The following is a 12,054-nucleotide window of genomic DNA, read 5'->3' as shown; positions in this document are numbered from 1 at the left end:
GAGAAATTGCATGCGTATTCTGTTGTTGTGCCTGGGCCTGCTGTCATCCTCGATGGCGGGCGCGCAAATGGTCACCCATGAGCGCGGCGAGTTCCGCTTCAACGTGGGGCCTGCACCGGAGTTCGTACAGGTGCGCAGCGTGCCTGATCAGTGGGCCGCGGCGAGCAAGACGCCGGACACGGACGAGCGTTGGCGCAATTGGCTCATCGACGAGCAGGTCGATCGCCGCGGCGGCGGCCATGTCGCCTATTTCGACCGTGCGTTCGAGCCCCTGTCGGCCGGAATGGTCGATGAAGCGGCGAAGTTCAGCGTCAGCTTCAGCCCCTTGTTCCAGACCCTGACCCTGCACCGCATTGAGGTGCGCCGGGATGGCAAGTGGAGCAATCGCCTGGACGCCGCCAAGGTGTCGCTGGCGCGGCGCGAAACCGATTTCGAAGAGAACATGTCCGACGGCGAGGTGACGGCGCTGCTGGTTCTGGAGGACGTACGCGCTCACGATGTGGTCCGCGTTGTCTATTCGATCAATGGCAGCAACCCGATCATGGGCGACAACATCACCACGGCTTTCACCGTGGGCTGGATCGATACCATTCTCGAACAGCACGGCCGCGTCCTTTTCGATCCCGCGGCGCAGATCAGCGTCCAGCGTCTGCGCACCGAGGAGAAAGTGCTGCAGGTGCGGCACGCCGATCGCCTCGAAGTCTCCTTCGACGCGGAGCTGACCCCCGCGATCCGCGACATGGGCGACTACCCCAACTGGTACAGCCCATACCCGGCCGTCCTGGTGGGCAACAAGCGCAGTTGGTCGGACATCGTGCAATGGGCGCTGCCCCTGTATCCGATGGATGCGCCGTTGCCGGCCGAACTCGAGACGCGGCTCGAGCAGTGGAAGAAGCTCCCTGACGCATACCAGCAGGCAGGCGCGGTCTTGCGTGCCATGCAGGAGGAAGTGCGTTATTTCGGCATCGAGATGGGCGACAACACGCACCGACCTAATCCACCGGCCCTGATCTGGTCGCGCCGCTACGGTGACTGCAAGGACAAGGCCTATTTGTCGGCCATGCTGCTGCGTCGCCTGGGCATCCAGGCTGATCCGGCCCTGGTATCGACGCGTCGCGGCCGCGCCATCGCCGAGCGCCTTCCGTCGGCATCGGCCTTCAACCATGTGATCGTGCGCGTGCGCATCGGCAAAGAAACCCTGTGGCTGGATCCGACGCTGACCCAGCAGCGCGGAGACATCCGCCAGCTCGATCTGATCGATTACGGCATGGCCCTGCCGATCGTGACCGGCGCCACGGCCTTGGAAGAGGTCCGTGCGCCGGATGGCGTCAAGAACGAACTCAGCGTGGTGGAGCGCTTCGTGCCGCGCGCCGATGGCAAGGCGATCGACCTGTTCGTCGAATCGCACTATCGCGGCGAGCGCGCCGAGCTGACGCGGCAGCGCCTGCGCTCGCGCCGGCTTGAACAGATCTCCGACGATTTCGCGGACTACTACCGCAAGCAGTATGGCGACCTGAGCATCGTCACTCCGATGACGGTGCGCGAGGACGACAAGGAAAACACCGTCGTCTACAGCGAGCACTACCTGCTTGAAGGCGTCTGGGGCAAAGCCAGCGGCGGCAGCCGCAATCTTTCGGCCTACGCCGACGCGTTGTCGAAGGATGCAGCTTTGCCCGACTCGATGGCGCGCACGGAGCCCATGCGATTATCGCGTCCTTCCAAGCTGCGTCACGAAGTGCGCATTGAACTGCCCGCGGGCTGGGTGCTGTCCGATCTGCCGCAGAACTTGGTCGTTTCCGGCGAACTGATCGACTATCGCCGCACGCTGTCGCAAGAAAATCGCGTCGTCAAACTCGTGCACCAGTTCGATCTTCGCAGCGATCATGTCGATACGCCCCAGGTCGGAAAATATCTGACCGACCTGCGCGAGATTCATGACGCGCTCAATGCCCGCCTGACCCTGGGCATGCCGGCCCAGGTGCGCAGCAGCGAGCGCGATCAGCGGCTCAAGGATCTGTTGCGCAATGCCATGGAACCGGAAAAAGAAGAAGGAAAGTAAAGCGATGAAAGCGGCTATGTCTGTGCTGTCCCGGTCTGTACCGGCCCTGGCCTTGTTGCTCGCGCTGGCACCCTGCGCTGCTCTGGCGCAGGCGCCGGCGAACAAGCCGTCCGCCGCGGCCGCCTTCGATCCCGCCGTGCAATGGCAACGGTTCCTGGACACGGCGGATTCGAAGGACGTCATCGCCTCCTATGCGGTAGTGCCCAAAGTGGTCGGCACCGACTGGAAGGCGGATGCCGCGGCCTGCGCGGCCAATCACGCTGAGCTGGAGACATCGCTGGCGACCGTTCCCGTGGGCGCGGCGATTCGCTATGCCGCGTTCCGTTGTGCCGAGGCCGAGGGCGACGAGGCAGCGGCCGAGCGGCATCTGAAAATCTTCAGCGCCATTGCGCGGCATGCGCTTGCAAGCGCGTCCGATGACCCGGGTGCGGCGCCGATCCGCGTCGTGGTCGGGCGTGATATCGATGCCCTCGTTTTTGCCGCCGGTCTGGAAGTGCGCTACGAATTCCTGGAGCCGTCCCTGGGTCGCTACCTGATCGTGCGGTTGGCGACATGGGATCCGGAAACCAAGCTCGAGCGCCATCTGCGCTTTGATTTCCTCGACACCATGACGCGCGTCACGCGCGACCCGTCAGCGGCCTATCCGTCCTACCGCAAGCAGCTGTCCGATGCCTTCATCGCCGAATTGGCGAAGACGCAGGTGTTGATGGGACTCGACATCGCGACGGCACGTGCCGCCATCGCCTTGCCCAAGGCCGAGGACAAGGTGCTCAGGCTCCGTCCGTTGGCCGAGCGCGGCGGCATCCAGTCGACCGCGACCTGGTTTGGGATCTGCTACCAGCAGCCCTTCCCCGGTTGCGGCGAAGGCCTCGTCGATGCGCTGCTGCCGCAGGCCGAAGCACATCACGCGATCCCGATGGTGTTGCTGGCGCTGGCGTATTCCGAAGGTATCGGCGTGGCCAAGAACGAAGCCTCGGCGATGACCTTGATTGATGCCGCCGAGCAGCAATGGGGCGGCGGACGAGCGTCGGTAGCCTATGCCGGCTATTTCCTCGGCCTCAAACAGCGCCCGTTCTCACCCGCGCTGCAGACGCGACTGGATCGGGCCACGGCCTTGGGCAATCCGCTCCCACTGGTGCTGACGATCAATCGTCAGTTCGCGACGACGCGCGATTTCAAGATCGTGCCGGAGCAGGCAGCGATCCTGATGACGCACGCCAAGGCCGGCGAGGCGACGGCGACAGCACTGGTTGGACTCGATCTGTACAACAAGGATCGCTCCCCGGGCTACGTCGAGTGGCTGCGCAAGGCATCGGAAGTCGGCAGTGCGCCATCGCAAAGTGTCTATGGCAGCCTGTTCTATTTCGGGCAAGGCGTTCCCAAGGACCAGGCTCAGGCCCTGCACTGGTGGCGTGAGGCGGCGGCTGGCGGCAACACCGAGTCGATGATCTCTCTTGGTCATCAGGCATGGCGTAACAAGGAATGGATGCCGGCGGCCGAATGGTTCCGCAGTGCGGCCATTTATGGCAGCGCCGAGGGTGCGATGGCCTTGGCATCGCTCTACGAGACCGGGGAAAAAGCCCTGGACGGCGATCCCAAGCGTGCCGTCGAGATTTACCGCTCGGTGGCGACCAATCACGACTCTGCGGAAGCACGACGCAATCTGGCCAGGATGTATCTGGCCGGCAAGGGCGTGGAAAAAGACGTCGCGCAGGCCCGCCAGTTTCTGTTGGTGGATGCGGAGAAGGACGATCGCTATTCCCAGGTCCTGCTGGCCGACGCATACATCAACGGTGATTTCGGTCAGGTCGACGAGAAGGAAGGCGAGCGCTGGTTCCAGCGTGGCCTCGATGCGGGTGATGTGCAGGTCATGGACACCTATGCCTTGCGTCTGTACTACAAGAAGGGCGATGCCGCCTCGAAGGCGCGCGCGCTGACGCTGTGGCGCGAGGTGGTGCGCAAGCAGCCCGAGTACGGCAACAATCTGGCCTGGGCCTTGTGCACGTCGCCCGAGGCCGCAGTGTATGGACCGGCCGAAGGCAAGCAGGTCACCGACAAGCTGGGTGATCCGGCCGATCTCTCCCCCAGCACCATCGACACGGTGGCAGCCTGCCATGCGGCGAGCGGCCAGTTCGACCGTGCAGTCACGCTGCAGGAGCAGGCGATCGCCGGCATGTTGGAAGCGGAGCCGGACAATGCGTCCATCGCGCAAATGCGCGAGCGGCTGGCAGGCTACCGCAGCAAGAAGCCGTATCGCGAAACCGACCGGCCCTGAGGCGCGCATGGCCGTCCTGTTCTTCGATCTCGACGGTACGCTGATCGATTCCGCCGTCGGGATCACGCGCTGCGTGGCCTATGCGCTGGAAAAACTCGGCGAGCCGGTGCCCGCGCAGGCGCAGTTGCGGCGCTGGATCGGTCCTTCGTTGCGCGACAGCTTCGGTCCGCTGCTCAACGACCATGCGCGTACCGAGCTCGCGGTTGAGCTATATCGCGAGCGTTTCGAAACCGAGGGCTGGAAGGAGCACGCGCTCTACGCCGGCATCACCGAGCTCATCGAAGGCCTGCATGCCGACGGTCATCGCCTGGCCGTGGTCACGGCGAAGAACGAACCGCATGCGGTGCGCATCATCGAACACCTGCCGTTCGGACACCGTTTCGAAACGGTCTCGGGCGCGACCATCGACGGCCGCATCAGCCACAAGCCCGAACTCATCGCTGCTGCGCTCGAACGCCTGCAGGTCGCGCCGGACGTGTGCTGGATGATCGGTGACCGGCGCATGGACATCGAAGGCGCCCGCAGCCACGGCATGGCCAGTGTCGGGGTGAGCTGGGGCTTCGGCGGCGAGGCCGAACTGCAGGCCGCCGGTGCCACGCACATCCTTTCGGAACCGTCGCAGCTGCGCGCGCTGTTCCGGTCGCCGGCGGCGTAATCCCGGCGGCGCGAGGCTGTGGTAGCGTGTTCGCGACCACAGGAAAAATACAATGAGCTTCGATTTTCGCCGTACCAAGATCCTCGCCACCCTCGGCCCGGCCACCGATGCGCCGGGCGTGCTCGACGGCCTCGTCCGCGCCGGCGTCAATGTCGTGCGCCTGAATTTCTCGCATGGCACGCCCGAACAACACGGCGAGCGCGTGGCCGCCGTGCGCGCCGCCGCCGCCCGCGAAGGCCGCGAAGTCGGCATCCTTGCCGACCTGCAGGGCCCGAAAATCCGTATCGAGAAATTCGCCGCGGGCAAGGTCGAGCTCAAGTCCGGGCAGGCCTTCACCCTGGTGTGCAGCGCCGATGCGCCCGACGGCGATACCACCCAGGTCGGCGTGAGCTATCTGGGTCTGGTGGCCGACGTGCGCGTGGGCGACACCCTGCTGCTCGACGATGGCTTGATGGCAGTCAAGGTCGACGCGATCGACGGCGAGCGCATCCACACCACCGTGCTCACGGATGGTTTCCTGTCCAATCGGAAAGGCCTCAATCGTCTCGGCGGCGGCCTCTCGCTGGGCGCGCTGACCGATCAGGACAAGGCGCATATCGTCATCGCCGCGCAACTGGGCGTGGATTTTCTCGCCGTGTCGTTCTGCCGGTCGGCCGAAGACATGCACGAAGCGCGTCGCCTGGCCAAGGCCGCGGGCAGCGATGCCGGCCTGGTCGCGAAGATCGAACGCGCCGAGGCGATCGAGAATCTGGTCGAGATCACCGAGGCCTCGGACGCGGTCATGGTCGCGCGCGGCGATCTGGGCGTGGAAATCGGCGATGCCGAGTTGCCTGGCCTGCAGAAGAAGATCATCCGCACCGCGCTCGAATATAACCGCGTGGTGATCACCGCCACGCAGATGCTGCAGTCGATGGTCGACAATCCGATCCCGACGCGCGCCGAAGTGCTCGACGTCGCCAATGCCGTCATCGACGGCACCGACGCGGTCATGCTGTCGGCGGAAACGGCCTCGGGCCAGTACCCGGTCAAGGCGGTCGAGGCGATGGTGCGCATCTGCCTGGGCGCCGAACGCCAGTTCGATCACGACACCGATTTCGAAGCCGCGCCGCGCAATCTCGAGCGCGCCGACCAGGCGATCGCGATGGCCGGCATGTTCCTCGCCGAACACATCCAGGTGCGCGCGATCCTCGCACTGACCGAGTCCGGCGGCACCGCCCGCTATCTGTCGCGGTTCCGCTCGAAGGTGCCGATCTTCGGCCTGTCCCGGCATGCCGGCGCGCGCCGGCGCATGGCGCTGATGCGCGACGTGTTCCCGATCGATTTCGACAGCCGCGGATTGCCCACGCGCGAAGCCGCGCGTGGCGCGATCAAGCAGCTGTACGATCTGGATATCCTGGTCTCGGGCGACCGTGTAGTCGTCACCAGCGGCGACCACATGGAACTGCATGGCGCGACCAACACCCTGCGTCTGCTGCAGGTCGGAGCCGACGGCAGCGCGGAAGGGCTCGGCGAACTCTGAGCGGGCGCCATCGGGCCCGGCCCGCGCGGCGCACGGCTCGTCCCCGGTTCGACACGTCTCATCCCCGGCGTGGGAGTGCGGGGCGCCGCCTGCGGTAAACACAAGGCCTGTCCCCACGGAGACCGGCCATGCGCCCCACCGTTCGTTTCACCCGCAACCTCCTCGCCGGCGTGCTCGCCGCCGCCTCCAGCGTCGGCCTGGCGCAGCCGCTGTATCAGCGCGACGTCGTCAATGAAGGCAGCATCGCCCGCTGGTGGCGTCTGGCCGACGGCGTGACCCTGAGCTCGCCGTCCTATCCCAAGGCCATGGAATCGCGCGCGCCGGATGTCTGCGTCAACATCGGCTACATGGTCAACAAGGACGGCAGCGTGTCGGACCTGTTGCTGCTCAAGTTCTGGAGCAGCGAAGGCGAGCAGGCGCTCAGCGACAGCGAAATGGATGCCTTCCTGCAGCCCGCGGCGGCCGTGATGAAGCAATGGCGGTTTGCCCGCAAGGTCGATGGTCCGGTGCCGCATCCGGTCTATACCTCGGCTTCGATGATGTTCTTCGGCGGCAAGACCGGTGCCGACGCGAGCAGCATCCGCGCGCACTGCGCGATCCCGGACCTGGCCGAATTCATCGACGAATGGCGCAACGGCGGCGACACCAACCGCGACAAGCTCGCCCATTTCCATCAGCGCCGGAACTTCTCCGAGGTCCTGCCCACGCTCAAATAAAGCGAGCGGCGTCCGCGAGGCCGCCGACGGCGGTCCGGTCCGGCGCGCGGTTCGTCCCTGCGCCGGTGCCGTTCGTCCCGCAGCGATTGCCGCACGCGCGCGTGGCTGGTTAAACACGAAGCCAGTCCCCGCGGAGACCGGCCATGCGCAAAGCTCTCAAGACGTTTCGTCCTCTCCTCGCTGGCGTGCTCGCGGCGAGCTGTGCCTTGGCGACGGCGCAGCCCGTCGTGCAGCGCGAAGTAATCGACGAAGGCGGCATCGGCCGCTACTGGACGCTCGCCGACGGCGTCGTGCCCGGCGCGCCGCGTTATCCCCAACAGTTCGTGGCCCGCGGTGCGGACGTCTGCGTGAACATCGGCTACATGATCAATCGCGACGGCACGACCTCGGATTTCTATCTGCTCAAGTCCTGGAGCGACGGCGCCTCGGCGCTGTCCGAAGACGAGCTCGATGCCTTCGTCAATTCCGCTGGCTTTGCACTGTCGAAGTGGCGTTTTGCGCGCAAGGCCGACGGCCCGGTGCCGCACCCGGTGTACACCTCGGCGACGCTGATGTTCTTCGGCGGCAAGACCGGCGCGGACGCGGTCGCGGTGCGTTCGCACTGCGCGATCGCCGATCTGGCCGGGTTCATCGACGAGCGCCGCAACGATGTCGTGACCAACCGCGACAAGCTCGCGAGCTTCCGCTGGGACCGCACGCATTCCGAGCACATGCCGCATCTGAAATAAGCGCGCCGGGTGGCGGCAAATTGCCGCCGATGCCCGATTCTGGTAGACAGGTCGCCTTCCACCCGGAGTACGACCATGCGCCCTGTCGCCCGTCTCACCCGCACCCTTCTCGCCGGCGCACTGGCCGTCGCTTGTACGCTCGCTTCCGCGCAAGTCGTGGTCAAGCGCGATGTCGTCAACGAAGGCAGCATCGGCACCTGGTGGCGTTTCGCCGATGGCGTGGTGCTGTCTGCACCGGCCTATCCCAAGGCGCAGTCGGATCGCGGCCTGGATGTGTGCGTCAACATCGGCTACATGATCAACCGCGACGGCAAGGTCTCCGACCTCATGCTGCTGAAATCCTGGACCAGCGGCGGCGCCTTGCCCGAGGCCGAGCTTGAACCCTTCGTGCAGGCGGCCGGTGCGGCGGTGACGCAGTGGCGTTTCGCGCGCAAGGTCGACGGTCCGGTGCCGCGTCCGCTCTATACCTCGGCGACGATGATGTTCTTCGGTGGCAAGACCGGCGCCGACGCCGCCAGCGTGCGCACCCAGTGCGCGATCACCAACCTCGGTGACTTCATCGAGAAAAAACGTCTCGAAGGCGAAACCGCCCAGGACAAACTGGAGCATTTCCGCTGGCAGCGCCGCCTCAACGGCGGCTGATGGCGCCCGGCGACACGCTCAAGTCATTGAAAATGCAGGACTTGGCCGGCTCGGCTATAATGGCCGGCTTCAACCAACTCCCGGGATCGTCATGAGCATCGACCAACTCGCTGAAATCGCCCAGGCCATGGTGGCCGCCGGCAAGGGCATCATCGCCATCGATGAGTCCAACTCCACCATCAAGAAGCGTTTCGACGGCGTCGGCATCGACTGCACCGAAGAAAACCGCCGCGCCTATCGCGAGATGCTGCTGACCACGCCGAACCTGGGCGAGTACATTTCCGGCGCGATCCTGTTCGACGAGACGCTGCGCCAGAAGACCAAGGACGGCGTGCCGTTCACCGAGCTGATGATGAAGAACGGCATCATCCCGGGCATCAAGGTCGACAAGGGCCCGCAGCCGCTGGCCGGTTTCCCGGGCGAAGTGGTCACCGAAGGTCTCGACGGCCTGCGCGAGCGCCTGAAGGAATACGCGCAGCTCGGCGCGCGGTTCGCCAAGTGGCGCGCGGTGATCAACATCGGCGAAGACATGCCCTCGGGCACGGCGATCGAAGCCAACAGCCACATGCTCGCGCGCTACGCCGCGCTTTGCCAGGAAGCGGGCATCGTGCCGATGGTCGAACCCGAAGTCATCATGGACGGCGATCACGACATCGATACCTGCTACGAAGTGACCGAGATCGTGCTGCGTTCGCTGTTCGCTGCGCTGTACGACCAGAACGTCATGCTCGAAGGCACCATCCTCAAGGCGAGCATGGTCGTCTCCGGCAAGGACTGCCCCGAGCAGGCCAGCGTCGACGAAGTCGCCGAACTCACCGTGCGCTGCCTGAAGGCCGCCGTGCCGGCGAACCTGCCGGGCATCGTGTTCCTGTCCGGTGGCCAGAGCGACGAGGCGGCGACCGCGCACCTCAACGCCATGAACAACCTCGGCCCGCTGCCGTGGCCGCTGAGCTTCAGCTACGGCCGCGCGATGCAGACCGCCGCGCTCAAGCTATGGTCGAAGGATCTCGTCGGCAATGTCGGCGTCGCCCAGCAGACCGTGTTCGCCCGCGCCAAGGACAACGGCCTGGCCGCGCTCGGCGAGTGGGTCAAGTCGGCCTGATCGACCGCGTATTCGCGGAAAGAAAAAACGCCGGCGAAAGCCGGCGTTTTTCTTTCGCCAAACCCGCTAAACCGACTCCGCTCCCCGATCCGCCATGTTCCGGTCCACGCGATCGAGCAGCAGATCCGCGATCGTCTTCAGGGGTACGAACACGAACAGGCCCCAGGCGCCGGTGCTGGCCGCGCCGAACACGATGCTCAGGTGGATCGGCAGCACGCGCAGGTAGGGCAGGAACATCAGCTTGCCCAGGTTCGGTCGGCCCTGCGCGTCCGCAGCGACCTGCTCGGCAAACGTCTTGCGTTGCGCATAGACGAACGAGTAGCCGCAGGCCGCCAGCAGAACCAGGTCGAGCAGGCGCGCGGGCGGGGCCTGATCGAACAGGAAGACGAGATAGGCCAGGTGGAAGATGCCGTAGTGGAGTACGAAGAAGTTCGCCGTCGAGCGCTTGCCTTCTTCGTTCTCGGGTACCGGCTGGTCGCCGGAGGTAAAGCCTTCGGTGCTGAACGAGGTCAGCGCCAGCATCCGTTGGCGCGCATACCAGCCGATGATCACGCTCTGCAGCCAGAACGGCCACAGCAAGGACGCCACCGACCAGTGCAGGGCGAGCGCCAGCACCAGGGTGACGGCATTGGCGATCAGCAGCCCCGGTGTCGCATCGGTCGATTTTTCCGCCACGCCCGGCCCCTGTTTCCGATCCCCTGAACGCGAGTCTGCCAGCCCGGTCCGGTCCGGGCGAGTCCGACCTTGAAAATACTATCCTAAGCAACTATAATCATGGCTACTATGAGCCCATCCCCCGACAAATCGACCTTCGGCTACACCGTGGCCGACATCACCCGCCTGTTCCGGCGCGTGTTCGACCGCCGGTCCGCCCATCTGGGCCTGACCCGTGCGCAATGGCGCGCGCTGAGCCGCATCGAGCGCGCCGAAGGCCTGAGCCAGAAGCAGCTCGCCGAGGATCTCGACCTCGAACCGATCGCCATCGGCCGCGTCGTCGACCGCCTGGAGATCGCCGGCTTCATCGAACGCCGCGCCGATCCTGACGATCGCCGCTGCTGGTGCCTGTACCTCGCGCCGAAATCGGCCGAGGTCATGGCCGGCATGAAGCGCATTTCCTCGGTGCTGCGCGAGGACGTGCTCGAAGGCATCGATGCCGACGATCTCGCCACCACCCTGCGCGTCCTGGCCAAGGTCAAGGACACGCTCAACGAACTCGACAAGGAAGGTCGCCCCATGGCGGCCCGCAAGCAGGCAAAAGCATGACCACCGAACTCAAACCCGCCGCGCGTCTCAACGAAGCCAAGGCCGCCGTGCGCCGCGTGCCGCGCTGGCTGTGGATCGCCGGTCCGCTACTCGTGATCGCGCTGTTCGCCTGGGAATTTGTCGTGTCCAGTCGCAGCGTCGAAACCGACAATGCCTACGTCAAGGCCGATCGCGTGATGATTTCCACGCAGGTCAGCGGCCGCGTGTCGCAGGTCCTGGTCGGGCAGAACGAAGCCGTGCACCTGGGACAGCTGCTGTACCGCATCGATCCGGCGCCGCTGAAGATCGCCCTGGCCGAAGCCGAAGCGCGTCTGGCCAAGGTCGCCGACGATGCCGGCGCCAGCCGTGCCGGCGTGCGCGAAAGCGATGCCTCGGTACGTTCGTCGGAAGAAACCCTGGCTTGGGCGAAGCAGGAGCTTTCGCGCCAGCAACAGTTGCTCGCGCGCCATCTGGTCGCGCAGAAAGCCGTCGACGACGCGCGCCATGCGATGTCCGAAGCGCAGGCTAGCCGCGACAGCGCCGTTGCTGCGCGCGACAAGGCTCGGCTCACCCTGGGCGGCAAGCCCGGTTCGACGCTGGAGCAGTTGCCCGACTACCGCGAAGCCCTGGCCTTGCGTGACCGCGCGCGCCTGGATCTCGAGCATGTCGATGTCTATGCGCCGGTGGACGGCATCATCGGCAATCATGACCTGCAGCCGGGCGAATACCTCACGGTCGGTCAGGTGGCGATGCCGCTGGTCGCGACCCATCCGGTCTGGATCGAAGCCAATTTCAAGGAAACCGATCTGGCGCGCATGCGTGTGGGTCAGAAAGCCGAGATTCGCATCGACAGCTATCCGGGCGTGCGCTGGCATGCGCAGGTCGCTTCGATCAGCCCGGCGTCGGGCAGCGAGTTCAGCGTGCTGCCGGCGCAGAACGCGACCGGCAACTGGGTCAAGGTCGTTCAGCGCATTCCGGTGAAGCTGTCGCTCGTCGACGTCGCCCAGAATGCGCCCGTGCTGCGCGCCGGCATGAGCGCCGACGTCACCGTCGACATCGCCGACGACGCCGACGCGCCGGCACCGGCGCGTACGGCTGCGCGCTGAGTCCACGGAA

The 12,054-nt window shown here is 65.5% G+C and carries 11 protein-coding genes; 10 read left to right on the top strand and 1 reads right to left on the bottom strand.

From position 1 onward, the window contains the following. Positions 1-10 precede the first annotated feature (10 nt). The 8 genes from G467_RS0104020 to G467_RS0103980 all read left to right on the top strand — a co-directional run bounded on the left by G467_RS0104020 (position 11) and on the right by G467_RS0103980 (position 9,696). Entirely contained in the window at positions 11-2,059 is a 2,049-nt protein-coding gene (locus tag G467_RS0104020; RefSeq protein ID WP_022968446.1) for a DUF3857 domain-containing transglutaminase family protein, read from the top strand. Between the two features lie 16 nt (positions 2,060-2,075). After that, on the top strand, positions 2,076-4,334 hold the full coding sequence (locus G467_RS0104015) for a tetratricopeptide repeat protein (RefSeq protein WP_022968445.1): 2,259 nt from the start codon (positions 2,076-2,078) through the stop codon (positions 4,332-4,334). A gap of 7 nt (positions 4,335-4,341) precedes the next feature. Beyond that, positions 4,342-4,989: an HAD hydrolase-like protein gene (locus G467_RS0104010; protein ID WP_022968444.1), complete on the top strand. Its 648-nt coding sequence runs from the start codon at positions 4,342-4,344 to the stop codon at positions 4,987-4,989. A gap of 52 nt (positions 4,990-5,041) precedes the next feature. Beyond that, positions 5,042-6,508: a pyruvate kinase gene (pyk, locus tag G467_RS0104005; RefSeq protein WP_022968443.1), complete on the top strand. Its 1,467-nt coding sequence runs from the start codon at positions 5,042-5,044 to the stop codon at positions 6,506-6,508. 128 nt (positions 6,509-6,636) lie between these two features. After that, on the top strand, positions 6,637-7,224 hold the full coding sequence (locus G467_RS0104000) for a hypothetical protein (protein WP_022968442.1): 588 nt from the start codon (positions 6,637-6,639) through the stop codon (positions 7,222-7,224). A gap of 143 nt (positions 7,225-7,367) precedes the next feature. After that, positions 7,368-7,952, top strand: coding sequence for an energy transducer TonB (locus G467_RS0103995; RefSeq protein WP_022968441.1), 585 nt, complete (start codon positions 7,368-7,370; stop codon positions 7,950-7,952). Positions 7,953-8,027: 75 nt separating this feature from the next. Beyond that, a complete protein-coding gene (locus G467_RS0103990; RefSeq protein ID WP_022968440.1) occupies positions 8,028-8,594 on the top strand; it encodes an energy transducer TonB in 567 nt (188 codons plus the stop codon). A 91-nt stretch (positions 8,595-8,685) separates the two neighbouring features. After that, positions 8,686-9,696 carry a class I fructose-bisphosphate aldolase gene (locus tag G467_RS0103980; RefSeq protein ID WP_022968438.1) on the top strand — a complete coding sequence of 337 codons (1,011 nt, stop codon included), beginning with the start codon at positions 8,686-8,688 and terminating at the stop codon, positions 9,694-9,696. Positions 9,697-9,762: 66 nt separating this feature from the next. On the opposite strand, the gene G467_RS0103975 is transcribed toward G467_RS0103980, so the two are convergent. Further along, on the bottom strand, positions 9,763-10,371 hold the full coding sequence (locus tag G467_RS0103975) for a DUF6498-containing protein (RefSeq protein WP_022968437.1): 609 nt from the start codon (positions 10,369-10,371) through the stop codon (positions 9,763-9,765). A gap of 108 nt (positions 10,372-10,479) precedes the next feature. On the opposite strand from G467_RS0103975, the gene G467_RS0103970 reads away from it, so the two are divergent. Next, a complete protein-coding gene (locus tag G467_RS0103970; protein WP_022968436.1) occupies positions 10,480-10,959 on the top strand; it encodes a MarR family winged helix-turn-helix transcriptional regulator in 480 nt (159 codons plus the stop codon). Further along, positions 10,956-12,044 carry an HlyD family secretion protein gene (locus G467_RS15315; RefSeq protein WP_022968435.1) on the top strand — a complete coding sequence of 363 codons (1,089 nt, stop codon included), beginning with the start codon at positions 10,956-10,958 and terminating at the stop codon, positions 12,042-12,044. Before G467_RS0103970 ends, G467_RS15315 begins: the two co-directional genes overlap by 4 nt. Positions 12,045-12,054: the final 10 nt, after the last annotated feature.

Origin of the sequence: Arenimonas oryziterrae DSM 21050 = YC6267 (assembly GCF_000420545.1) — a bacterium.
GTDB lineage: Bacteria > Pseudomonadota > Gammaproteobacteria > Xanthomonadales > Xanthomonadaceae > Arenimonas > Arenimonas oryziterrae.
The sequence above is the reverse complement of the archived record's forward strand: the minus strand, read 5'-3'. Positions and strand labels throughout refer to the sequence as shown.

Coding starts and splice junctions, on each gene's coding strand:
- G467_RS0103980 (WP_022968438.1), top strand. CDS start 8,686: ATGAGCATCGACCAACTCGCTGAAATCGCCCAGGCCATGGTGGCCGCC.
- G467_RS15315 (WP_022968435.1), top strand. CDS start 10,956: ATGACCACCGAACTCAAACCCGCCGCGCGTCTCAACGAAGCCAAGGCC.
- G467_RS0104010 (WP_022968444.1), top strand. CDS start 4,342: ATGGCCGTCCTGTTCTTCGATCTCGACGGTACGCTGATCGATTCCGCC.
- G467_RS0104000 (WP_022968442.1), top strand. CDS start 6,637: ATGCGCCCCACCGTTCGTTTCACCCGCAACCTCCTCGCCGGCGTGCTC.
- G467_RS0104015 (WP_022968445.1), top strand. CDS start 2,076: ATGTCTGTGCTGTCCCGGTCTGTACCGGCCCTGGCCTTGTTGCTCGCG.
- G467_RS0103970 (WP_022968436.1), top strand. CDS start 10,480: ATGAGCCCATCCCCCGACAAATCGACCTTCGGCTACACCGTGGCCGAC.
- G467_RS0104020 (WP_022968446.1), top strand. CDS start 11: ATGCGTATTCTGTTGTTGTGCCTGGGCCTGCTGTCATCCTCGATGGCG.
- pyk (WP_022968443.1), top strand. CDS start 5,042: ATGAGCTTCGATTTTCGCCGTACCAAGATCCTCGCCACCCTCGGCCCG.
- G467_RS0103990 (WP_022968440.1), top strand. CDS start 8,028: ATGCGCCCTGTCGCCCGTCTCACCCGCACCCTTCTCGCCGGCGCACTG.
- G467_RS0103995 (WP_022968441.1), top strand. CDS start 7,368: ATGCGCAAAGCTCTCAAGACGTTTCGTCCTCTCCTCGCTGGCGTGCTC.